Origin of the sequence: Leuconostoc pseudomesenteroides KCTC 3652 (assembly GCF_014634745.1) — a bacterium.
GTDB classification, from domain to species: Bacteria; Bacillota; Bacilli; order Lactobacillales; family Lactobacillaceae; genus Leuconostoc; species Leuconostoc pseudomesenteroides.
This window is the reverse complement of sequence record NZ_BMBP01000001.1, coordinates 335,773-359,698: the sequence shown is the minus strand read 5'-3', so window position 1 is coordinate 359,698 and position 23,926 is coordinate 335,773. Positions and strand designations below refer to the sequence as shown.

The 23,926-nt window shown below is 39.4% G+C and carries 24 protein-coding genes and 1 tRNA gene; 24 read left to right on the top strand and 1 reads right to left on the bottom strand.

The features are described 5' to 3' along the window. The first annotated feature begins 4 nt into the window (after nt 1–4). The 21 genes from IEU65_RS01750 to IEU65_RS01650 all read left to right on the top strand — a co-directional run bounded on the left by IEU65_RS01750 (nt 5) and on the right by IEU65_RS01650 (nt 17,985). A complete protein-coding gene (locus tag IEU65_RS01750; protein WP_010285868.1) occupies nt 5–742 on the top strand; it encodes a GH25 family lysozyme in 738 nt (245 codons plus the stop codon). After that, complete coding sequence (locus IEU65_RS01745) at nt 739–1,743, top strand: Gfo/Idh/MocA family protein (RefSeq protein WP_010285869.1); 1,005 nt, start codon at nt 739–741, stop codon at nt 1,741–1,743. The genes IEU65_RS01750 and IEU65_RS01745 overlap by 4 nt, the downstream gene beginning before the upstream one ends. 1 nt (nt 1,744) lies before the next feature. After that, nucleotides 1,745–3,040: a DEAD/DEAH box helicase gene (locus IEU65_RS01740; RefSeq protein ID WP_010285872.1), complete on the top strand. Its 1,296-nt coding sequence runs from the start codon at nt 1,745–1,747 to the stop codon at nt 3,038–3,040. A gap of 147 nt (nt 3,041–3,187) precedes the next feature. Then, nucleotides 3,188–4,021, top strand: coding sequence for a bifunctional DNA-formamidopyrimidine glycosylase/DNA-(apurinic or apyrimidinic site) lyase (mutM, locus tag IEU65_RS01735; RefSeq protein ID WP_010285874.1), 834 nt, complete (start codon nt 3,188–3,190; stop codon nt 4,019–4,021). A gap of 23 nt (nt 4,022–4,044) precedes the next feature. Continuing rightward, nucleotides 4,045–4,665 carry a dephospho-CoA kinase gene (gene coaE / locus IEU65_RS01730; RefSeq protein ID WP_010285875.1) on the top strand — a complete coding sequence of 207 codons (621 nt, stop codon included), beginning with the start codon at nt 4,045–4,047 and terminating at the stop codon, nt 4,663–4,665. Next, nucleotides 4,649–5,956, top strand: a complete 1,308-nt coding sequence (locus IEU65_RS01725; protein ID WP_010285877.1) for a DnaD domain protein — start codon at nt 4,649–4,651, stop codon at nt 5,954–5,956. Before coaE ends, IEU65_RS01725 begins: the two co-directional genes overlap by 17 nt. A gap of 1 nt (nt 5,957) precedes the next feature. After that, a complete protein-coding gene (gene dnaI, locus IEU65_RS01720) occupies nt 5,958–6,878 on the top strand; it encodes a primosomal protein DnaI (RefSeq protein ID WP_010285889.1) in 921 nt (306 codons plus the stop codon). After that, nucleotides 6,875–7,960: a YibE/F family protein gene (locus IEU65_RS01715; RefSeq protein WP_010285891.1), complete on the top strand. Its 1,086-nt coding sequence runs from the start codon at nt 6,875–6,877 to the stop codon at nt 7,958–7,960. Before dnaI ends, IEU65_RS01715 begins: the two co-directional genes overlap by 4 nt. Next, nucleotides 7,957–8,724, top strand: a complete 768-nt coding sequence (locus IEU65_RS01710) for a YibE/F family protein (RefSeq protein ID WP_010285893.1) — start codon at nt 7,957–7,959, stop codon at nt 8,722–8,724. Before IEU65_RS01715 ends, IEU65_RS01710 begins: the two co-directional genes overlap by 4 nt. Beyond that, nucleotides 8,721–9,023, top strand: a complete 303-nt coding sequence (locus IEU65_RS01705) for a hypothetical protein (protein ID WP_004915431.1) — start codon at nt 8,721–8,723, stop codon at nt 9,021–9,023. Before IEU65_RS01710 ends, IEU65_RS01705 begins: the two co-directional genes overlap by 4 nt. Nucleotides 9,024–9,095: 72 nt before the next feature. Further along, complete coding sequence (locus IEU65_RS01700) at nt 9,096–9,482, top strand: immunity protein Imm33 domain-containing protein (protein ID WP_010285903.1); 387 nt, start codon at nt 9,096–9,098, stop codon at nt 9,480–9,482. Between the two features lie 71 nt (nt 9,483–9,553). Further along, nucleotides 9,554–9,624: transfer RNA gene (locus IEU65_RS01695), tRNA-Cys, on the top strand. 49 nt (nt 9,625–9,673) lie between these two features. Next, complete coding sequence (gene recG, locus IEU65_RS01690; RefSeq protein WP_010285905.1) at nt 9,674–11,704, top strand: ATP-dependent DNA helicase RecG; 2,031 nt, start codon at nt 9,674–9,676, stop codon at nt 11,702–11,704. Between the two features lie 84 nt (nt 11,705–11,788). Beyond that, entirely contained in the window at nt 11,789–12,835 is a 1,047-nt protein-coding gene (gene plsX / locus IEU65_RS01685; protein WP_010285908.1) for a phosphate acyltransferase PlsX, read from the top strand. Between the two features lie 50 nt (nt 12,836–12,885). Then, nucleotides 12,886–13,134 (top strand): acyl carrier protein, encoded by a 249-nt coding sequence (acpP, locus tag IEU65_RS01680; RefSeq protein WP_010285909.1) that lies wholly within the window; start codon nt 12,886–12,888, stop codon nt 13,132–13,134. Between the two features lie 341 nt (nt 13,135–13,475). Further along, nucleotides 13,476–13,958: a free L-methionine (R)-S-oxide reductase MsrC gene (gene msrC / locus IEU65_RS01675; protein WP_010285911.1), complete on the top strand. Its 483-nt coding sequence runs from the start codon at nt 13,476–13,478 to the stop codon at nt 13,956–13,958. A 255-nt stretch (nt 13,959–14,213) separates the two neighbouring features. After that, entirely contained in the window at nt 14,214–15,722 is a 1,509-nt protein-coding gene (locus IEU65_RS01670; protein WP_010285914.1) for an ABC transporter permease/substrate-binding protein, read from the top strand. Next, nucleotides 15,719–16,171, top strand: coding sequence for a SprT family protein (locus IEU65_RS01665; RefSeq protein ID WP_010285917.1), 453 nt, complete (start codon nt 15,719–15,721; stop codon nt 16,169–16,171). The genes IEU65_RS01670 and IEU65_RS01665 overlap by 4 nt, the downstream gene beginning before the upstream one ends. Before the next feature lie 46 nt (nt 16,172–16,217). Beyond that, nucleotides 16,218–17,051: a Cof-type HAD-IIB family hydrolase gene (locus IEU65_RS01660; protein ID WP_010285928.1), complete on the top strand. Its 834-nt coding sequence runs from the start codon at nt 16,218–16,220 to the stop codon at nt 17,049–17,051. Further along, entirely contained in the window at nt 17,052–17,255 is a 204-nt protein-coding gene (locus tag IEU65_RS01655; protein ID WP_010285934.1) for a hypothetical protein, read from the top strand. After that, complete coding sequence (locus IEU65_RS01650; RefSeq protein ID WP_010285942.1) at nt 17,248–17,985, top strand: CPBP family intramembrane glutamic endopeptidase; 738 nt, start codon at nt 17,248–17,250, stop codon at nt 17,983–17,985. The genes IEU65_RS01655 and IEU65_RS01650 overlap by 8 nt, the downstream gene beginning before the upstream one ends. A gap of 35 nt (nt 17,986–18,020) precedes the next feature. Here IEU65_RS01650 and IEU65_RS01645 read toward each other — a convergent pair whose 3' ends face one another. Beyond that, nucleotides 18,021–19,118 carry a M24 family metallopeptidase gene (locus IEU65_RS01645; protein ID WP_010285943.1) on the bottom strand — a complete coding sequence of 366 codons (1,098 nt, stop codon included), beginning with the start codon at nt 19,116–19,118 and terminating at the stop codon, nt 18,021–18,023. Nucleotides 19,119–19,320: 202 nt separating this feature from the next. On the opposite strand from IEU65_RS01645, the gene ccpA reads away from it, so the two are divergent. From ccpA to IEU65_RS01630, 3 genes are all read left to right on the top strand, one after another. Further along, on the top strand, nt 19,321–20,337 hold the full coding sequence (ccpA, locus tag IEU65_RS01640; RefSeq protein ID WP_010285944.1) for a catabolite control protein A: 1,017 nt from the start codon (nt 19,321–19,323) through the stop codon (nt 20,335–20,337). 199 nt (nt 20,338–20,536) lie between these two features. Beyond that, nucleotides 20,537–22,405, top strand: coding sequence for an acyltransferase family protein (locus IEU65_RS01635; protein WP_010285946.1), 1,869 nt, complete (start codon nt 20,537–20,539; stop codon nt 22,403–22,405). Nucleotides 22,406–22,491: 86 nt separating this feature from the next. Then, nucleotides 22,492–23,844 carry an MFS transporter gene (locus IEU65_RS01630; RefSeq protein ID WP_010285947.1) on the top strand — a complete coding sequence of 451 codons (1,353 nt, stop codon included), beginning with the start codon at nt 22,492–22,494 and terminating at the stop codon, nt 23,842–23,844. Nucleotides 23,845–23,926 lie beyond the last annotated feature (82 nt).

Below are 23,926 nucleotides of genomic sequence, written 5' to 3'. Positions count from 1 at the left end.
GACTATGGATAATTCAACGAAAAAATCATCATCATATAAAACCAAAAAATCACTAACTTTTACGACCTGGTTACTCATTCTTGTGGGAATCGTGGGCTCCTTTGTAATCTGGGTATTTGCCAAGCCTGTCATTGTTAATACTGATGTGACACCAACGGGTTTTGCTGTACAAGGTGTGGCGATTAATCAGACTTCAGGTTATGTGGACTTTCAAAATTTAGCCAATAACGGCATTGATTTTGCTTATTTGCGTGCTACTTCAGGTAATTCTTTCGCTGATGATGGCTATAAAAGCAGCTATACACGAGCTAAATCTGCTAAGCTGAAAGTCGGTGCCATTCAAGTTTATAGCTCAAACACCACAGCTGCTGTGCAAGCACAATATTTTATTGATAATGTTGGGAATCAGATTGGTGAGTTGCCAATTGCGATTCAGGTGCCGGATGACCAAATTTCAACGGCAACTGATGCACAGCGTTTAGCATCGCTCATTCAGACACTTTATTCGCATTATACCCATGACATTGTGATTTACACAACGCCTGCGGTTCAAAAGCAACTATCTGACACAATTAAAGATACCAAATACTGGTTGATTGAAGACAATACCGATAACAAGGCAGCAGAGAATCAATTTATTCAATACGATGAGGATCGTACAATTGGTTCAGGTTTGAAAGCAGTCAAAATGCCAACGTCAGTCTTCAATGGCACAAAGAAACAATTCGAGGCATATAAATGATTAAATTAGGTATTATTGGCACTAACTGGATTTCAAAAATGTTCGTTGAGGCAGCGCTGCAAACTGGTAGCTATACATTGACAACAGTGTATTCACGTACAGAAGAAAAAGGAAACGCTTTTTTGGCTGATCTCGACACTGACACTGATAATGTAGCGGTGGTTACCACTTTGAGTGATTTATACACAAATATTGATGTGGTGTATATTGCGTCTCCTAATGCGCTGCACTTTGAACAAGCTAAGGTAGCGATTGCCTCAGATGTGCATGTGATTGTCGAGAAGCCATCATTTAGTAATCCAACGGAATTTGCGATAATTGAAGAGCTATTGACGCGGCATGAAAATGTACGTGTTTTTGAGGCAGCACGTCATGTTCATCAATCAAACTTCAAGCTGATGCAACAAGCTGTGATTGAATTGCCACAAGTGCAGGGCGCTACATTTGTTTATCAAAAGTATTCCTCACGTTATGATGCTTATTTGGAAGGCCAAGAACCCAATGTTTTGACACGTGAATTTAGTGGCGGTGCATTGTATGATTTGGGTGTCTATCCTATATATGCGGCGATTGCTTTATTTGGTGCACCAAGGGCGGTACAATATTTGCCAACACTTTTAAATAATGGTGCAGACGGGCGCGGGACTGCTAATCTATTCTATGATCAATTTAATGTGACAGTTATTTTTGGAAAAAATGCCAACTCTTATCTATCGAGCGAAATTTATGGCTTGAAAGAGACAATTTCAACAAACAATATTGCAGAACTAAACACTATAACCTACCATGATGGCGATGGTAATGCGGATAACATTGGGGTGGCAGGGACAAGTAATCCAATGGTTGCTGAAGCATCAGATTTTTCACGGGTCATTACTGATCCCATAAATGAACATGTTCGTTATCAACAATGGTGGCAACTTGCTAAGCAGGTTAATCAAACATTATTTGATTTACGACAATCAGCTGGTATTGTATTTCCTGCTGATATAAAGGATTAATATGAAACTAGAACTTTTAGAAAAATTTAGTGCTGTTTTTGAGCAACCAACCCCCATCCAGAATGCTGTTTGGCAACGTTTAATCGATGGTGATTCTATTTTTGGATTGGCCCCAACTGGGACGGGGAAAACATTAGCCTTCGTTTTGCCAATGTTATCTCAAGTTGACGCTAATTTAAAGCGAACGCAAGTTTTAATTTTAGCACCTAGTCAAGAATTAGCCATGCAAACAACCCAAGTAGCGCGAGAGTGGGGCGCTTTGGTGGGCGTGAGTGTTGCTAGTCTCATTGGCGGCGCCAATGGACGTCGACAAGCTGAAAAACTCAAAAAAGATAAACCACAAATTGTTGTAGGGACGCTTGGACGTGTGCTAACAATGCTTGAAGGTGGGGTATTAAAATTAGACAACATAAAGGCTGTCATTTTTGATGAGGCTGATGCGATGTTGACCGAAGAACGGCATGATAGTTTAGAGGCGTTAGCCGATCAGTTACCAACAAATTTGCAATTGGGGTTATTTTCAGCTACTTCTGGTGCAGATTTGCAGTACGTAAACACTGTATTTAATCAAAAAGTACACCCAATTTCGGTTGGAACTGACGCACCGGCTAACATCAAACATGAATTTCAATACGTCGACCAACGTGCAAAAGAAAAAATACTAATCCAATTAGCTCGCCATAATCAACAAGCATTAGTATTCTTTAATACAATTAGTGCACTCGTATCAATGCAGGCAACGTTGCGCCATGCACATGTCAGTGTTATGAGCATCGGTAGTAATGACAAACGACAAGTGCAACGTGCTGACGCATTGAGACTGTTTAAAAAAGGCGAAGTGGCCCTTTTACTGGTCACAGATGTTGCCGCACGTGGCCTTGACATTGATAATTTGCCATTAGTGGTCAATGCACAATTGCCTGAACGTTTGAAAACTTATGTTCATCGAACCGGTCGAACTGGTCGTATGGGTAAAAACGGTAGGGTTTTGAACTTAGGTAATGATCATGATATTCGTAACTTAAAGCGTGAGCTTGGTGATAAGTTTACGTTGATCAAAGCTGACAACACTTTTGAACCATCTACAAAAACAGTTGCTAACAAGCAACAGGCAATCATTGCGCCATCAAAAGTGGATACTGATAGTGCAAAAGAGCCCAGCATAACATCATCACCATCAAAAAAACATTTGCCTGTCAAAGTAGCGGCAAAAAATGATTTGCCTGAGCGAAAAAAGAAGCGGGCTAAGCACTCAAAAAATAAAGGTAAGCCTAAATGGGCTAAAAAACGTGACTAGCAATTCAATGCTGGTTTTTTTTGACATCAAAAGTTTTTGCCTGAAGGGGTAGGTACCAGTGTGTTAAAATAGGTTTAGCTAAATTTGATAAATAAAAATTAGCCCTAAAAAATAAGCGTATAGAATTGACAGTATATAGGAGTGGCAATGCCAGAACTTCCCGAAGTTGAAACGGTCCGTCGCGGACTAGAAAAATTAATTATTGGTGCGACAGTAACTGCTGTGAATGTGCCCTATCCAAAGGTAATTACCGGTGATTCACAAGCGTTTGTGACGGGTGTCATGCAAGCGACGTTTACGAAAATTGATCGACGCGGTAAATATTTGTTGCTGCGGTTGTCGAATCAACACACAATTGTTTCTCATTTAAGAATGGAGGGGCAATATTCTGTTGAACCGATTGGTACTACACCTTACAAACACACAGAAATTATATTTGAACTAGCAGATGATCGTGCTTTGTTTTACAATGATACGCGCCGTTTTGGACGTATGGTACTCGCCACTACTGGGCATGAAAGTATAGTTTCACCATCATTGGCAAAATTAGGACCAGAACCAACCGAGGTTGATTTGACATTGCCATATATGATTAACGCCTTTTCAAAGTCAAAAAAACCAATCAAAACTTTTTTATTAGATCAAAATCAGATAGCCGGTATTGGTAATATTTATGCTGACGAGGTATTGTGGCAGAGCAAAATTCACCCAGAAACCCCAACCAATCAATTGTCTGAGTCACAGTTGGCGGTATTGCGTTCCAATATCATTTCGGAAATAGCACGGGCAATTAAACATCACGGGACGACTGTGCATAGTTTTAGCAATGTGTTTGGCGAAGTTGGTAAATTTCAAAACGAGTTAGAGGCATACGGGCGAGTAGGTGAACCATGTCTGCGTTGCGGAACACCGATGGTAAAAATAAAAGTTGGCCAACGCGGCACAACATTTTGCCCATTTTGTCAGGTGAAATTAGATTGATAAGGTAGTTAAGAGGTAATAGCATGCTTTTAGTAGGATTGACAGGTGGGATTGCAACAGGTAAATCAACGGTTAGTGGTATGCTGCGGGATGCAGGGCTACCAATTGTTGATGCAGATGTGGTTGCTCGTGAAGTTGTTGAACCTGGCACAACGACACTTGAGAAAATCAAATTGGCTTTTGGACCAAGCGTCATTGATAATGGTGTCCTAAATCGTCGGCGATTGGGTGATATCGTTTTCTCAAATCGTCAAGAACTAGCACGTTTAAATGATATTATGCAACCAGCTATTAGCCGAGCAATGGCGGACAAAATTAACTTTTGGCGTATGCAACAAGTGCCAATTTTAATTTTGGATGTACCATTGTTATTTGAAAGAAATTACGAAAAAGATGGTAAAATAGATAAAATTATTGTGGTTACAACTGATGAGGCAACTCAGCTCGAACGATTGAAACTACGCAACCAGCTATCTGATTCACAAGCGCGTAATCGCATCCGGTCGCAGCTGCCACTCAAAGATAAAGTAGCTCAAGCTGATTATGTTATCGACAATAATCAAGATCAAAAATCACTGACACAACAAGTGGCCGCTTTGATAGAAAATTTAAAGGAAATTGCTGCCAATGACAACACCAACTGATGGAAAAATTGAATTTCATGCAAAAGCAGGTGTCTTCGTCCAATCTCAAGCACCGGTTACTTCTGCTGATTTAGATCGTACTTTCAATCTTTATACGCCGTTTATAGGTGCCACGGGTTATGCTTTATATCACTTATTGGTAAATGAAGTACCTTACAATACGCAATTGCATCACCGTGAAGATCATAATTTTGTTCTTGACAGTCTTAACATGAGCTTGCCCGATTTTGTCAAAGTGAGGCGCCGTTTAGAGGCGGTTGGTCTCATCAAAACTTATTTTACTGAAGATAGCTTAGGTGAAATATACACCTATCAAATGTTTCCACCACTTGATGCGACAGCATTCTTTCAGGAACAATTGTTGGCAGGATTGCTTTTTAAATTTGTTGGTGAAGCGCGTTTTGTCACTTTACAAGAACGATATGGGCACCACGGACAACCTGTTATCAAAGGGGATAATATTTCGGCACATTTCTTACAGGTATTTAAGCCAACAGCAAACACTGTTTTACCCAGCATGCCAGCTGCAGAAACACCAACATTGCCGGAAGCAAAAGACACTTTTGATTTTGATGCCTTTTCTCAATTAGTACGCGGTACGACAACGTCGCAATTGGCGAAACATCGCGATTTTATTGCAGCGACTCACGTTATCTATGGTTTGAATGAAACAACGTTGGCTGGTTACGTGACGCAAGCCATGACGCTGGATACGCATGATTTAGATGAAAAACGACTACAAGAAATACTTCACTCACGTCGCGTGACCAAAAAGCCAGAATTGTTCAATGATGAATTGGTTCATCCAGTTGCTGCTACTACAAAACGCTCTCAAGAAATGTTACAACTGATACGAGATGCGCAGACATTGGCTCCCAACGCCTTCATTGAGGACATTAAGTTTAAAAAAGGCGGCGGCTTTGTAACGAGAAATGAATATTATTTTATCAACAAGATGATCAGAGATATTCGTTTAAAAGCTGAAGTTGTGAACATGCTTGTTTGGTATGAGTTGGTCAAACGCAATCGTGACACGGTGAATGTTGACACTGCCGAAACAATTGCTAATTCATGGCTGCAATTAAAAGTTGATTCAGCGGAGAATGCACTTGATGCCATTGACAAGTATCAGCCTGCTGTTAAAACTAATAATCCACGTGCGACAAAACGTCAAAATAAACGTATTGAACCTAAATTAGCGAGTGGTTCTGAGACTACAACACCACAGAAGTCGGAACAAGATGTAGCCGCAGCTTTGGCTAAATTAAAGAATATAAAGACGAAAAACTAATATGCAAAATTTATCAGAAGTCCTGCAACAATTTCAAAAACAATACGCTAACAAGGCGAACTTAGCTGAAATAATCGAGTCTATCGGTCAAGATGATGACATTCGCACTTTTTGGAATGCTCATCAAAATGATTTGAAATCAGATGCTTTTCAACTCAAGATGGGTGACTTATATGAGTTTATTCAGCAAAAAAATAAGATCGCGGCTGGGGAAAAAACGCTTTATCCTGGCTATTATCCACAACTCACAATTGAAAAAGGCTATCCGTTAGTACATTATGTTGCTGATGAAAACACGCGGCAACAATTGATGCAGCGTCGCAAGTTAACTGCATACAAGATGCCAAAGGCTATTCAAGACGCTGACTTACAGACACTCATTCAAGATAATGGGCGCATGACAGCGCTGGCTGAAGTTGTGGACATCTTGTCACAAAAGATTAGTGGAAAAACAGATTTTATTCAAGGACTGTATTTATCTGGTGATTTTGGTATTGGGAAAACTTACTTGATGGGGGCGTTAGCTAATGCGCTTGCTGCCAATAATATAGAGGTGATGTTACTACATTTTCCGTCTTTTATCAGTGATTTAAAAGGCACTTTTGACCACAAAGATGAATCACTCGACGAATTACTAACTAAGGCAAAAACGGTTTCTAATTTAATCTTGGATGACATTGGGGCTGACACGTTGACCTCATGGAGTCGTGACGCCATTCTTGGCATTATCTTAGAGTATCGTATGCAAAACGAATTGACCACATTCTTTACTTCTAATTTTGATATGATTGGCTTGGAAAGCTATTTAGCCCAGACAAAAGATGGTGTTGAGCCTGTCAAATCAGCACGACTCATGCAGCGTATAAAATATTTAGCAAAGCCTGTTCAGATGACGGGTAAAAATCGGCGGTTAGACATTTGATTTTCTTTCAAAAGACAAAAAAATATTGGTTGGTGCTTGGTGCATTAGTTTTAACATGGGTGCTGTTGCGTCATGATGCTGTTATTTATCAACAACCTGTTGGTCAGGTCGTTCATGAAACAGCCCGATTGACGCAAAAAACGACTGACGAACATGGGAATACTGACAAAGTATATTCGCAGCGGTTAACAATCAAGTTATTGAATCGCAATAGAACAGTGACGTTGTCCAATCAATATACTGATTCACAAACCGTTACGCATCGTTATCATGTCGGTGATCAGTTATTGCTTGATGGTACTAGGCAACTCAGAATTTTATCGCTAAAACGTGATGCAACAATTGGTGTGTTACTTGTTCTGTTAGTTTCATTATTATTGTTGTTTGTTAAATGGCGTGCCACCGGCTGGTTGTTATTAAGTTTGATTATCAATATTATTTTATTTGTTGTTGCTTTAGTAATTGATATTAACGTTAAAAATGCTAATGTATTATTAATTTTTGTTATTTTAGCTGTGCTAGTGGCTTTTTCAAGTTTAGCACTGGTACTTGGCAGAACATTGCAAATGGCGGTAACTTTGGCGTCGACATTATTAGCAACGCTATTAGCGATGATATTAATGTTAGTGTCATTGAAGGTGACGGCCAATGAAGGCGTCCATTTTGAAACCATGTCTTATGTGACGCAAGTGCCAACGACTTTGTTTATTGCACAAACTATCATTGGTGTTTTGGGTGCTGTTATGGATGAGTCAGCTGATATTGTGGCAGCGCTATTTGGCATGCGACGTGAAAAAATTGCTCATCATTTCAAAGATTATTGGCACGCTGGCATGAATGTTGGTCGTGATATTATGGGGACGTTAGTCAACGTGTTATTCATGATTTTTATTGCTGAAACCATGCCAATGGTCTTTCTAATGTTGCGAAATGGCAATAATTGGCCATATATTTTAGACCAAATTATGAATCTAGGTATTTTACAAACGGTTGTTTCTGGTATTGGTATTGTGATTGCAGTTCCGGTAACGAGTGCGCTAGTTGCTCTAATTGTTAAACATCAACAGGTGGTGAAACCATGAACGCAATTGGATTATTGATTTTAATACTGTTTATGTTAATGATTTTTGTCGGTGGTAATCAAGGACTCAAAGTGTTTTTTGGATTGTTAATTAATTTTATTGTTATTTTTATTTTAATGATTTTGATTAACTGGCAGTTTAATCCCTATATTGTGACTGCTGTTATCAGCATTGTCATTTTAGCGATTGCGATTTATTTGGGATCGGATAATCAAGCTGTGGCGAATACAGCTTTTCAAACAAGTCTCATTGTTGTAGCTATTCTGATGATTATTGCTATTGTGGCACAACATTTTGGTCAGTTTCAAGGCTTTTCAACTGAAAATTCAGAAGAGTTAGAAGGGCTATCGCTCAATGTTGGTTTGTCATTTAGTCATGTGGCGATGGTTGTGATGGTTATTTCACTACTAGGCGCTGTAGCAGAAGCAGCAATGGCGATTATTGCTGATTTGAATGAGGTGATTGACAGAACGCCAGATATGACCAGTAATAGTTTGTATGCGCATTCGCGTATCATTGGTGGGCAAATTCTAGGTACTGCTATCAACACACTATTTTTCGGGGTGTTGGGGGCTAATTTGCCATTGCTAATTTGGTTTATTCGGTTAAAATATTCGTTAGCAATGTTTATGAATGCCAAAGTCCTCATGATGGAAGTTGTGACCATGCTTTTAGGCATGCTGGGTATTTTACTTAGTATTTGGGTGGCTAGCTGGTTGGTTGTGAGACAGTTTGTGAAACATAAAAAGGTAGGTATAAAGTGAACGAAACATTTGATTTAATTGAACAAATCACGCGAAATGATGGGTCCGTTTATTTTGAATTAGGAAATATTTCTCAAAATGGGCGTGCAGAGTATGCAGCAGAACATGGCTATATTAAAGAAGTTCGCATTTTAAAAATGAATATTCCAAAATCAACCAATGTTGAAAAAGTCACTGCTTATATTAATGCCCATTATCAATTATTACCGTTAGAGTATGATGGCTGGGAAGAATGGGTTAAAACACCTGAGATAGAGCAAGATTTACAAGCTATTTTATTAGAAAATCGTGTTGGTTAGTTATGATATTGTGATCACGAATTTTATTTTTATTTTGAGGAGGAAAGTGCGTTCTAACGTACATAAACAGTTATGCGTTCAGTATTTAATCAACCGGAGGCCGTTGTGCTGGCTTCAAAACATTTGCTTGATGGCACAGGTCGTTTACGTTGGGTATACAGGGAATTAGCCCCTACGACACCGCAGGATTCTGGCTGGTTTTTGTTTGCCGACAACGATACGGAAGCTTGGAATGATCAACCTGACAATTTTATGCCCTTGATTATTGAAACGGCATTAGCAATTGAACCTTCATTGCAAAATATTCTAGATTTGCCTTATGGCACCGACTTAGTTTTGGATGATCGTTTAGGCATAAAGGGCTGGTGGGACCCCAAAACCAAGACGCCAGTATGGCTCGCTGACGGTAGTGTTGATAGCACATTCAAGATTGTCAACGGAGAGGTTATCGAAAAATAACGAAACGTTTGTAATTTGATAACTTTTTCTATATAATTAAAAGCGGTGTTATTTTATTGATAGCGCGAAATGGTAGTATAGCCAAGTGGTAAGGCAACGGTCTGCAAAACCGTCATCGCCGGTTCGACTCCGGTTACTACCTTCTGGAACGCCTTAATAGGCGTTTTTTCTTATGATATAATAAATAGCAAATGATAACTTTAACTGATAATGTTGATGTTTTGCCCGGTGTGGGACCAAAACGCCTGACTGCGCTCCATGACATTGATATATTTACAATTGAAGATTTGATCGATTATTTTCCATTTCGCTACGAAGATCTTGGTGAACGGTTGCCATCTGAGACGCTAGATGGGGATAAAGTGACCTTTAAAGGTATTGTCAGCACACCACCAATTGTTAATCGTTTTGGCAAACGCTCGCAAACGCGCTTCGGATTATTAATAGACCATGACAATGTCCGGGTGTCTTTTTTTAACCAGCCTTGGGTTGCACAAAATGTTGAAGTCGGCCAAGAGGTGGCGGTTTATGGTACGTATGATGCTGCTAAAGCCGGTTTGACGGGTATCAAAATGATTCAAGCCACGATAGACGCCTTGTCGCCGATTTATCCTGCAACGAAGCAAATTAGTGCTAAAACGATACGTCATTTGATTGAACTAGCTTGGTCTGAGGTACGCGGACATGTTGATTCATTAGTGCCTAAAGGGCTGCGTGATAAATATCGCCTCCTAGATCGTAATACACAGATTGAAAACATGCACTTTCCAAGTGATGCTGATCATGCTAAATCTGCAAGACGTAGCGCTGCCTTTGAAGAATTTTTTGTTTTCCAAATGCGATTGCAGCTGCTGAAGCTGGCTGATCAAAATTTTGCTGGTGAGGGTGTCGCTTATGATCAAACTGCCTTGGTAACTTTTGAAAATAGCTTGCCATTCACGTTAACGGCTGCACAAAAAAAAGTGATACAAGAAATTTTGCAAGATCAAAAAAGACCACGCCACATGAACCGATTGCTGCAAGGGGATGTTGGTTCTGGTAAAACAGTTGTGGCCGCGATGGCAATGTATGCAGTTATTACTGCTGGCATGCAGGCAGCTATGATGGCGCCAACTGAAATTTTAGCGCAACAACATGCAATTAATTTGGCTAATATGTTTGATCAAGCTGGTTTGTCTGTACGTGTCGAATTATTAACGAGTGGCCTCAAAGTCGCACAACGGCGGCAATTATTGGAAGACTTAGCTCATGGTGATATTGATATTTTAGTTGGCACACATGCCTTACTTCAACCTGACGTGGCGTTTCATCACTTGGGTCTGGCGGTCATTGATGAGCAACACCGTTTTGGTGTTAATCAACGCGCAAAACTACGTGAAAATGGGGTTAATCCTGACATTTTGGCTATGACGGCGACGCCAATTCCACGTACGTTAGCTATCACTGCGTATGGTGAGATGGATGTATCAGTTATTGATCAATTACCCGCTGGTCGAAAAATAATTCAAACGCGCAAAATTAGTCATAGTCAACTGGATCAAACCCTACGTTTTGTTCGCCATGAACTAGAAGACGGTGCGCAAGTATATGTTGTCACACCGTTAATTGAGGAATCTGAAGCATTAGATGTCCAAAATGCGCAAGCAATGTATGAAGCGATGCAACTTGAATTTCCAGACAGTCAGGTTGGACTTTTGCATGGCCGTTTGTCAAACGATGAGAAAAAAAGTTTAATGGCAGATTTTAAAGCCAACCGCATTCAAATTTTAGTTGCTACCACAGTGATTGAAGTCGGTGTTGATGTACCCAATGCTAGTATTATGTTGATTATGGACGCGGACAGATTTGGTTTGGCGCAATTGCACCAATTAAGAGGTCGTGTTGGGCGTGGTTCTCGTCAGTCTTATGCTATTTTGGTAGCCGATCCAAAAACTGATTATGGTCGTGCCCGTCTAGATGCTATGGTGTCAACAACTGACGGTTTTGTTTTGGCACAAAAAGATTTAGAACTACGTGGCTCTGGTGATATTTTAGGTACTAAGCAAGCCGGTGTGCCAGAATTCATGGTTGGTGATCCCGTTAAAGATTTGACCATGATGACGATTGCGCAACAAGAGGCAATTGACTTAGTTAGTCAAAAAAAATGGGATGATCGTCCAGAAAATCAAGCTTTAGTGGCCTATTTGTCACGAACAATGGCCCGTTATCGACATTTTGATTAGAGCCATTACCAGCGGTTAAAGCAAAACAATGTTAAAATGAACTATATTTATAGAAATAAATGATGTACGGAAAGAGATGGATACATGAAAATTGCTATTGATGCAATGGGCGGCGATTTTGCCCCATTAGAAATTGTTAAAGGTGTCGAACTGGCACGTGATCGCTACCAAGAAATTGAATTTCAATTATACGGGACAGCAGATCAGGTAAAACCTTTAGTAAAGGATTGGACACGTATTAATTTGGTGCCAACAACTGAAGTGATTGAAATGGGAGAAGAACCTGTTAAAGCAATGCGCCGAAAGAAGGACTCATCAATGGTCCGTGCAGCAAATGCTGTAAAAGCGGGTGAAGCAGATGCTTTGTTTAGCGCGGGAAATACGGGTGCCTTGTTGTCTAGTGCTATCTTTTTAGTTGGCCGAATTAAAGGCGTCGATCGTCCCGCCTTGGCAACTGCTTTGCCAAGTTTTGAAGGGCCACATGATCAATTTGTATTCATGGACTTGGGTGCAAATGCTGAAAATAAGCCGGTTCATTTATATCAATATGGTATTTTAGGTAGTTTTTACGCATCCCACGTTTTAAATATTGAGAATGCGCGTGTGCGGTTGCTCAATAATGGTGCTGAAGAGGATAAGGGCGATGAGGTGCATAAAGTGGCACATCAATTGATGAAAAATTCGCATGCTTTTAATTTTGTCGGTAACATTGAGGCTCGTGAGCTATTAGCTGGGACGGCTGATGTGGTTGTTGCTGATGGATTTTCCGGTAATGCAGCGCTTAAGGCCACTGAAGGTACTGCACTGATGATGTTGAAACAAATTAAAGCAGCTATCATGGCCTCAGGTTTGTCGGGGAAGATCGGTGGTGCTTTGCTAAAGCCAGCTTTTAAAACAATTCAAAAGAAATTGGATTATAATGAAGCCGGTGGCGCGGTGATTTTGGGTGTTAATGCCCCAGTTGTCAAAACACACGGTTCCGCAAAAGCAAATGCTGTTGCTAATACAATGGGCCAAATTAAAATTATGATTGAGAATAACTTGGTTGGGGATACTCAGACATTTGTTGCTGAGCATGCTGATGATTTAAAAGCAGCTAAGCAAGCACTGCAAAACGAAGAAAATGCATGATTTGTGTTACAATTAGTTTTTAACATATAAATTCTGGAGAATAGACTCTAATGGCAATAGAAAAAGAAACAATTTATAATATGTTGGCGGATGAGATTGCAGAGCGCTTCAATGTGAAACGCGATACGATTACACCTAATCTTAATTTTTTGACGGATATTGACGCTGATTCAATTGATTTTGTTGAGTTAGTATTGGAAGTTGAAGACATGTTCAATGTTGAAATTTCTGATGAAGATGCGGAAAATTTGGTGACATTACAACAAACTGTTGATTACATCGTGGCCCATCAACATTAATTTGTTGACACTTATTTATAATCAGTGTAGAATTATGGACAACTCATATCAAAAAGTGTTGAGAAGAGTAGTGCGATTAATTTGCAAAGCGAGCGACGTCTGGTGAAAGTCGTCAAATTAATAGTGCGAAGATGAACTCATCATACACGTCAATCGGTGCAAGCTGATTAGACCGGATGCACCGTTATCGTATGTTAGCAACAATTTTTGTTGTGAATTAAGGTGGGAATACCCACAAAAATGGGTGGTACCACGACATGTCGTCCCTGTACAAATAGTTAAATATTTGTGCAGGTTTTTTTATTTAATTAAGTCAGTAATGACTATTGGAGGTCAATCAGATGTCAGAAGTTCAAACAAAGTCGCTAATTGCACAAATCTTGGACACTTGGATTCAGGGGGAGAAAAGCGAAAAACTTACTTTGGCTAATTATGCCAATGCAGCTGCTATTCTTCATCAAAATGTCGATGATATTAACTGGGTCGGTTTTTATCTATATGACCAACAGTTGAAGCAATTGGTACTAGGTCCCTTTTTAGGTAAGCCAGCTGTGACAGTTATTTCACCTGATTCTGGCGTTGTTGGTCAATCTTTTACGGCGCAATCTACTGTTGTTGTGCCTGATGTCAAAGCATTTTCTGGACATATTGTTTGTGACCCAATTTCTAATGCGGAAATTGTCGTACCAATTACAAAAGCAGACGGTACAAAGCTAGGCGTTTTAGATATTGACTCACCAACACTTAATCGTTTTACAAAGCAGGACCAAACAGATCTTGAAGATTATATTCAAACATTGCTTGGATATATTGATCGTATTTAATTGATTGTTCTAGCTCAAGCTAGGACTTTTATTTTTTTCGTCATGATATTGATAGTGTGTTAGAATATGAAGATTGTGATAAGCTAAATAGAGAAGTTATGAATGACAAAGACAAATAATAAATCGTCGGTAAAATTGGGAACATAGCAACAGAGAATGATAGCAACCTAATACTTAAAAAAAGTAAGTCATAATAGTCATGCTTTTCCAAGAATAACGGTTGATCTGATTTTGTTGTAATATTGAGGGGAAGACATGTGGGAGACATTATTATCAAGGCAGTCGCAATTTTGGGCTGCACTATGGCAACACACCCAATTGACAGTTGCAGCAGTTGTGATTGCTGGTGTTATTGCAATACCGCTGGCAATCTGGTCTGAACGACATCGACGATACGCTGAATGGTTATTACAAGCAACTGGTATTTTGCAAACACTACCATCATTGGCGGTTCTGGGGTTGCTGATACCACTTGTTGGGATTGGTTGGCCGGCTGCACTGATTGCTCTAATTATTTATGCATTATTGCCTATTTTTCAAAATACTTATTTGGGGTTAACTGGTGTTGATAAAGGCGTTGTTGATGCTGCCTATGCACTAGGGTTACCGCGCAAAAAAGTTCTGCGAAAAGTGCAAATACCACTAGCTATGCCAAGTATTATAGCTGGTATAAGAACGGCTACAGTGCTAATTATCGGGACAGCAACGCTAGCTGCACTAATTGGTGCGGGCGGGCTTGGTGATTTCATCCTGCTGGGTATTGATCGTAATAACACCGATTTAATTTTAATTGGCGCGTTGGCTTCGGCCATTATGGCCATTTTGGCAGGTGCTTTAATTAACTGGATTACAAAACTAAAAGTAAAAAAGTGGCTTATCGGTTTGCTTGCTATTTTATTTATTGGTGGGAGTGTGGTTCCCATGTTGCCTCAAAAATCAACAACGCAAACGATTACTATTGCTGGCAAACTTGGTTCTGAACCAGAAATTTTGATTAATATGTACGCTGATTTGATTAAGTCAGTCGAACCAAATAGCAAGATTATTTTGAAACCGAATTTCGGCAAAACAAGTTTTCTTTTTAATGCACTCAAGAGTAAAAAAATTGATATTTATCCTGAATTTACTGGTACTATCACAGCAACTTTGTCTGAGCCTGTTGTAACGTTGCCAGTTGGGGCCAATGCACAGACAACCTATCATGCCGCTTTAAAAGTTGCCCAAAAGCAGCAATTAACTTTAACAAAACCCATGAAATTTAATGATACCTACGCGATTGCTGTAACCCAAAAGGCTGCTTCGAAGTATCATTTGAAAACAATTGGTGATTTAACGCAATTGCCTAATGCAAAAGCCGGCATGACCGCTGAATTTTTGGATCGTGCCGATGGTATGCCGGGTGTCGAAAAGCAATATCGACTAAACATACCCACGGTCAGTTTAGACCCTGACTTACGATATCAAGCAATCAAGCAGGGACAAGTGAATGTGGTCGATGCTTATTCAACTGATTCGCAACTGGTTCAATATCGATTGAAAGTGTTGACAGATAATCAGCATTTTTTCCCAATTTATCAAGGTGCTGCTTTGATGCGTCAAGATTTTGCCCAAAAAAATCCAAAAATTACTCAAGTGCTGAATCGTTTGGCGGGCAAAATTAGTAACGAAGACATGCAAAATATGAATTACGCTGTTAATGTTAAGCACCAATCAGCTGCGACAGTTGCTAAAAAATATTTGAAAACACACAATATTCTAAAATGACTAACTTTGAATTACAACAATTGGTTGAACATATATCGAAGACCGCGTTTCATCAGCCTTTTCGTCACCACGCTAGTTTTAATAGTCGATTGAAAACAACTGGTGGCCGCTATTTGTTGGCGACACACCAATTAGAATTCAACCCTAAAATGGCTAATTTACCAATGTTTGAGCAAATCATCAAGCATGAACTAGTTCACTATCATTTACATCTTGCACACAAAGGTTATCGGCACAAAGATATTGATTTCAAGGCATTATTGTCACAGGTGGGAGGTGCGCGTTATGCCCCAGACATTGGTCAACGTCAAACCAACCAGCATCTCTGGCATTATCAATGCGAAAATGGGCATGATATTTTTAGACATAGACGTTTTCAAGTCGGCCGTTATCGTTGCGGTCAATGCGGTGCGCGTTTGATGTTGTTGGGTGAAGTATTGAATAAGTAAGCGTATTCATTTATAGTAAATGTAAGACAATTAATTGGAGAAAACTATGATTAAGCTAATTCTTTCAGATCTCGATGAGACGTTACTTAATGATGATGGCACGATTCATCCCGATAACATTACAGCAGTTCAAAAATTCGTGCAACAAGGTGGTTATTTTGTTCCTAATACAGGAAGATCATACAAATCAGTGTTTGGTACGTTAGCCACTCTGGGACTAAACAGACAAGAAAAGCAATATGTTGTGTCCTACAATGGTGGTGCTATTGTTGAAGTACACAGTGATGGTTCTGAGAAAATTGTTGCACAGCATGGCATGTCACTCAACCTAGCTAAAGAAATTTTCAAACTAGGTCAGATTCAAAACGACATTGATACCCATATTTATACGCTTGATACGTTATTTATTCATAATATTTCATCAGCTGATCAAGCGTATATGTCCGAACGCTCTGTACCGTATGTTGAAATGCCAAATGATGATTTGAACTTTTTATCTCATGAAAAGCCAATCATGAAAGTCATTTTTGAGCATACTGACCATGAAGTTTTGCGTGCGATTGATAAAGCCGTCAACCAAGAACTAGCAGATCAAGTGCTGACAACATATAGTTCGGATCGCTATGTAGAATTTAATCCAAAGGGCAGTGATAAAGGTTCGACAGGGCTGGAGTTAGCTGATTTATTAGGGATTACGCATAATGAAGTTGCCGCGTTGGGTGATAGTTTGAATGACGCTTCTCAAATTAAAGCCGCAGGTGTTGGCGTAGCCGTTGCTAATGCTAAACCAGAAATCAAAGCCATTGCTAATTTGATTTTGGATAAAACCAATAATGAAGGCGCTGTTGCCGAGTTTATCAACACTCATTTGGAGGGCTAAATGTTTAATTTGGCAGCGCGCATTGTTTTGCCATTGATTGCGATTGTGGCCTTTATTAGTGTATTTCTGTTATACTATCATCATTATCTAACACTTTGGTTAACCATTTTGTTAGTCGTCATATTAGTTATACTGGTTAATATTGGGTATATTTGGTTATATTGGCAAAAGCAAAAAACGCAATTTGAGGAAGATGATGCTTGAAATGACGGAAACTGCGAATCCTAAATCTCTTTGGCTTCGCATAATTAATTTTGGTTTAGTAATATTTTTGCTGATGCTTGCGCCTGGATTTTTGGGGCTAGCAAGTGCGAGTTCTGTTTTGTGGGAACAGATTTTGTGGGCATCGGTTATGGTGGTGGTTTATGTAGCAGTAGGTATATATGCCTATCGCTTACTAAAAGTAACGGCAAAAGCGCCAATTTTTCAACCTACTTCATCACCAAAAAGGAAAAGCTTCTGGTGGCTGGTTGGCATGTGGTTGCTCATGTTGGCTATTGAATTAACCATTGCAAACTTAAGAGTCAATTTAACAGGTGAGGCCACCACAGCAAATGAGGAAGCCATCAACCAGTTGACTTCAAATCTAAATGTCACAATGATTACCATGATTATCTATGCTGTAATCTTAGCGCCAGTTGTCGAAGAGCTGGTATTTAGAGGGCTAGTTCTCAATTACTTTTTACGACGTAACTGGTGGTGGGGTAATATTATTTTATCGGGTGTGATATTCGCTTTTCCACATATGGGTGTGATTCCCACTACGTTATCAGATGGTTTGAGTTATTTAATGTATGCTAGCATGGGTATGGTGTTAGCTTATGTCTATAAAAAAACGGGTGCGATTCAGAATAATATTGCGATTCACATGCTTAATAACGCCGTGACTATGATACCCGTGTTACTATTGGCAATCAACAAAATACAACACTAAAAAATGCGTTCATATACTGAACGCATTTTTTTAATTTAGAATTGTAGTAATTCTTTAGATGTATGGGTGTAAGGCACGAAGCCATCGCGACTCATGTAACCACTGTCTTCGATTCGAACACCAGCAACGCCAGGGACATAAATACCTGGTTCAATTGAAAATACCATGCCTTCTTCAAGGGTCATGTCATTGCCCGCCATAATTGAAGGAAATTCGTGTACTGAAGATCCTAAGCCGTGGCCAAGGCGGTGATTAAAGTATTCGCCATATCCAGCTTTGGTAATAATGTCACGCGCCACAGCATCTAACTCACTAGCTGTCATGCCAATTTTTGCTTGAGATTGCGCTGCTAGTTGAGCTTCTAAAGTGACAGCATGAATTCGTTTGGCTTCATCACTCACTGGCCCAAATGCGACTGTTCTGGTTGCATCTGAGGCGTAGCCTTCTGTCATTGTACCTAAATCAAATAGTGCCATTTCACCAGGATTTAATGTGCGACTTGAAGTTGAACCGTGGGGATCAGCGGCATGATCACCAAATTGAACGAGTGTTTCAAAACTCATGCCAACCACGCCAGATTTTTTGAGCTGATATTCTAGCTCAGCAGCGACAGCGAGTTCTGAGACACCTTCTTTTAATGTTTGGAAGCCAATTTCAAAGGCACGGTCGGCATCGCGTCCGGCAGCTTTCATGTGTTCAATCTCAGCTGGCGTTTTGATGAGTCGCAACTTGTTAATTTGGTCAGTGACATCGGTGATGAATTGGGCTGCTGGAAATGCTGCCTGTAATAAATTCAAGCGTGCCACGGTCAAATTATCTGCTTCGATGGCAAAAAAAGTACCATGAGTCGCAGATTGAATGTGCGTAGCCAACTTCGACCAAGGATTTTCTTGGTCTTCATAACCAAAAGCTGCATACTGCCAGCCACTTTCTTTCATACTATTAACTTCAAGTGCTGGACCGAATAAAAAAGGCTCGTGATCAGCAAATAGTACTAAAGCGAGTACACGTTCAATTGGGTCGGATTCAAAGCCACTTAAATAGGCAACACTATGATAGTTTGTGATGATTGCACCACTTAGGTTTTGATCGTTTAACCAATTTGTTAATTGATTGATTTTTTCTAAGTTCATAAAATTATCTACCTCGTAATTTACTATGTCTTTATTGTATCACTTTCATTTCTTGTTGTTTTTCTTGTAACAAATTGAAACAATTGTGAAAACGTGTAAATTAGTCATTGTAAGCGTTTGCAAATTGTGTTTATTTTGCTATAATGAAATGAGATGACTTAAAACATGAATTGTGTCAAATGAATTGAAAGAGGACTATATTATGCAAAAAAAACAGACAGCTACAATATATGATGTTGCTAGTCGTGTTGGGGTGTCTTTGGCAACAGTTTCACGAGTGGTTAACGGCAATAGTAATGTGCGGGAATCAACGAAACGCAAGGTGTTGGATGCCATTGAAGAGTTAGGGTATCATCCTAATGCCGTCGCTAGAGGACTGGCTTCAAAGAAGACAACAACTATTGGCGTTGTCATGCCTGATGTGACAGATATGTATTATTCTGAATTAGCTCGCGGTATTGATGATGTGGCTAATATGTATCACTATGATGTTTTGTTGACGAATACTGATGAAGATCCAGTACGTGAGACGATGGCTGTTAACAACCTTGCCAGCAAACAAGTTGACGGCATTATTTTCATGGGAAATGAATTGGATCGCGAGGTACTCAACACAATCGCGGCAGTTGATGCGCCAGTTGTCTTGGCGGGATCACTAGACGAAGAGGGGATTTTACCAAGCGTCAATATCGACTATGTTGCTGCCGTTAAAGAAGCGACCGAACTTCTCATTCGCAACAAACATGACCGTGTGGCACTTGTAACTGGACCAATGGTTCACGCTATTAACAAGCATCACCGCCTAGTTGGTTACCAAGCTGGTCTAGAAGCAGCAAATATTGCATTTGACGATAGTTTACTTTTTGCGACACATCAAGACTACTCGGCTGGGCTTCAAGTAGCTGAAAAAATTTTTGCTGCTCAAGCCACTGCAGCTGTTGTATATGATGATGAAGTCGCACTTGGCATTATGAATTATATGCGCGACCATGGCAAATCAGTTCCCGAAGATTTTGAAATCATCACTTCTAACGACACAAAGTTTGCAATTGTGACAAGACCAGAGCTGTCTTCAATTGGTCAACCTAAGTATGATATTGGTGCGGTAGCAATGAGAATGTTAACAAAGCTAATGAATAACGAAGTGGTTGATGATATGCAAGTCCAACTGCCACATACATTTGAAAAGCGCGGTACAACAATTAATCCACAACCTTAAAATTGGATTATGAGGGGCTGATTTTGATTTTTTCTCAATTTTTTTGGTTTGACTTTAATTTTAAAGAAACATAATCGAAACAATTGACATATTATATTAATGAAAGTAAACTATAATAGATGGTTTGCTTTTTATTTTACATCCAAATGTAAAATATTGACAAAATCTTTACTGGGTGGGAATTGACGGTTATGATCTCATGAATAATCAAAAGAGACGTTATATTACTGGATTTGATGGGTTACGTGCACTGGCTGTGTGCGGTGTCATTTTATTTCATTTATTGCCAACTAAAATTGTTGGTGGGTGGCTAGGTGTACCGCTTTTTTTTGTTATTTCTGGTTATTTGATTACAGATATTTTGATTCAAGAATATGATAAAACCGCTACTATTGCAGCAGTCAAATTTTACATACGCCGATTAAAACGGCTTTATCCAGCGCTAGTTATGATGCTTTTGATGACGACAATCGTTATTTTAGCTTTTGATCAGCGACTAATTTATAATTTACGACAGGTTATTTTAACTAATTTGACCTATGTCTATAATTTTTGGGCGATTGGGCACGGACAATCCTATTTTCAACAATTTGGTGGTGAATCACCATTCACTCATTTATGGTCCTTGTCGATTGAGGGCCAATTCTATCTTGTTTGGCCTTTTGTGGTTTGGTTTATTCTCAAAAAGGGATATAAGCGGTTGAACGTTGCGCTCGGGTTATTAGGCGTTTCATTTGTTAGCGCGTTATTAATGGCAATTTTATACTCACCAGCTAACATCAATCGGGTTTATTATGGTACAGATACGCGTGTTTTTGCAATATTGTTAGGCACCGCCTTGGCTTTTGTTTGGCCATCCAATAAGTTGTCAGCAAAAATTGAAGACAAATCGCGGCTGTATTTAAACAGTATTGGGACAGCTGCTTTAGTTATTTTAATTGCTGGAATGATATGGGTGAATGGGCAATTTACTGCAACTTATTATGGTTTAATGTATTTATTTACGGTTGATGTTGCGATATTAGTTGCTATCACGGCCCATCCGGCTTCATGGTACAGTCGTTTGCTTGATAATAAGGTATTGAATTATCTTGGTACACGCTCTTATAGTATCTATCTTTATCAATTGCCCGTTTTTGTTTTTTACGAAAAATTTGTTTCAAATTACAAGCCAACGTTTGTTAATTTAGTAATAGAAGTTATATTAGTTTTGGTATTAAGCGAGTTAAGCTATCGATATATTGAAAATGTCATACGTCGTGATGGTAAGTTACATCAGTTTTGGCACTGGCTAATGCATTCACGTAACCGTTTTTTCCTTTTTATAACACCAGCACTACTTTTGCTATTGTTTGTCGGTCATGGACTAGCAGATAAAAAAGCTGCTTTACCTCAGCCTAAAACACGATTGCAAAAACAATTAACCAAAAATCAGGCAGAAGTTGCAAAACGTAATAAAATTGCTGAAAAGGCGGCTTCATCCTCCTCTGCTCAAAGTGCAACAAAAAATGCTAAGCTGTCTGAAGCAGATCAAAAGATTGTCACTGATTATGGATTACAAACAAACGCCTATTTAGCTTTTAAAAATATGCAATTTACAGCGATAGGTGATTCAGTCATGCTAGATGCTGCACCTTATTTGCAAGAGGTTGATCCAAACATGCATGTTGACGCAGAAGTTGGGCGTCAAGCTTATCAAACGCCAGATATTATTGACGGTATGGCTCACAGTGGCAAACTTGCCCCTAATATTTTAATGGGATTGGGGACGAACGGTGAAGTTAAAAGACCTGATTTAGATCGCATGATGCGCACTTTTGGTGCTAAACGACAGGTGTATTGGATGAACAATTTTGTTCAAAGTAAGCCATGGCAAAATAGTAATAATGATATGCTTGCTGCTGCACAGAAAGACTATAAGAATTTGCACGTGATTGATTGGTTTAGTCTGGCAAAACAGCATATTGATTGGTTCGCAGATGATGGTGTGCACCAAGGACCAACTGGGGATCGTAACTACGTTCGTTTGTTGGTAGAAAAGACAGCTGAAGTGAATCACATTAAATAAAACATCGAGGGATGTTTTTTTTGTAACTTGAAAAAAATAATGTAAAAGATTAGAATGATTATAAATAATGTATTTAGGGGGATTTCATGTTTAAAAATATCAGGCAACTCACACCTTTTTCAGCTGTGCTGTTAGCCATCGCGTTTATTATGTCAATTAGCCAGTCAACGATGACAACGACTTATCCAATTTTAATGGCTAGTTTTCATGTTGATGCAAGTACTGTACAGTGGTTAACAACCGGTTTTATGGTCGCCATGACCTTGGTGATGCCGCTCAGTCCATGGTTGCTAGATAACATTTTATTGAAGCCACTGTTGAATGGTATTGTTACAGTATTTGTGATTGGCACAGCGATCGCCATGCTCACACCCTCTTTTGCCGGTATCATTGTTGGCCGATTGCTGGAAGGCATAGCTGTCGGTGCACTTTTTCCTACTTTTCAAAGTGTCATCATTGAAAATACAGCGAAATCGGATCGTGGGATCACTATGGGAGTGGTTGGTTTGGTGATGGGATCTGCTCTGGCAGTAGGACCAATTATTTCTGGTATTGTTTTGCAGTATGTTTCGTGGCGGGCGTTATTTGGATTATTTCTTGTAACCTTAATTGTGCTTATCGTGAGTTTGCAACCGCTAATTGAAAATACGCATACCATTCATCATTCAAAATTTGATTGGGTATCGGCGATAACGTTAATTGGTTTCGGTGGGTTACTATACAGTCTGTCAACTATTTCTAATACGAAATTAACGATAACATGGTGGCTTATTGTTATCATAAGCGTCGCTTTATTAGTGGTTTTTGTTATACGTCAAATTAGTCATCAACAACCATTTCTTAATTTATCAGTATTTAAGTATCGTGGTTTTGCGCCAGCTATGATTTTGACAGGATTATCTTATTCAGGGTTGATTACAGCTACGGTATTGATGCCACTATTTTATCAGCGCGTTTTTCATATCACGCCACTATGGTCCGGCCTGCTTATGGTACCAGCAGCCGTTGTGCTCAGCCAATTAAACCCAAGAGCGGGTTATTTATTAACGCGCATAGGATTGAAAAATCTTGTCTACATTGGCATGGTAATGATGATCATTGGTTATTTCTTATTAAACCAATTAGGGACGCAATCTTGGTTTATTGGTCTAGTGGCAGCTATTCTACTTGAAGGGGGTAACGCCTTTATCATGATGCCAGCTGTGACTGCGGCAAATAATGTTTTGCCAAAAGAACTTGTTAGTCATGGCACAGCGGTTATTACGACCATGCGTCAGGTGATTGGAGCAGGAAGCGTTGTGATTGTTGGGATATTAGTTACCCATTTCAGTCAAATTGTTGCAATTGGTGTAGCATTAAGTCGGACAAGTGGTTGGTTTATCTTTGTCCCAGTAATTGGTATTTTGTTAGCGATGCGATTGCCGCACACTAAAAACTAAATAAATTGTGTTCAAAATAATAAAAGGGCTTTACAGTCCTTTTTTATTCACTTAAAATAAGGATTAGTAGAAATGAGGCAAA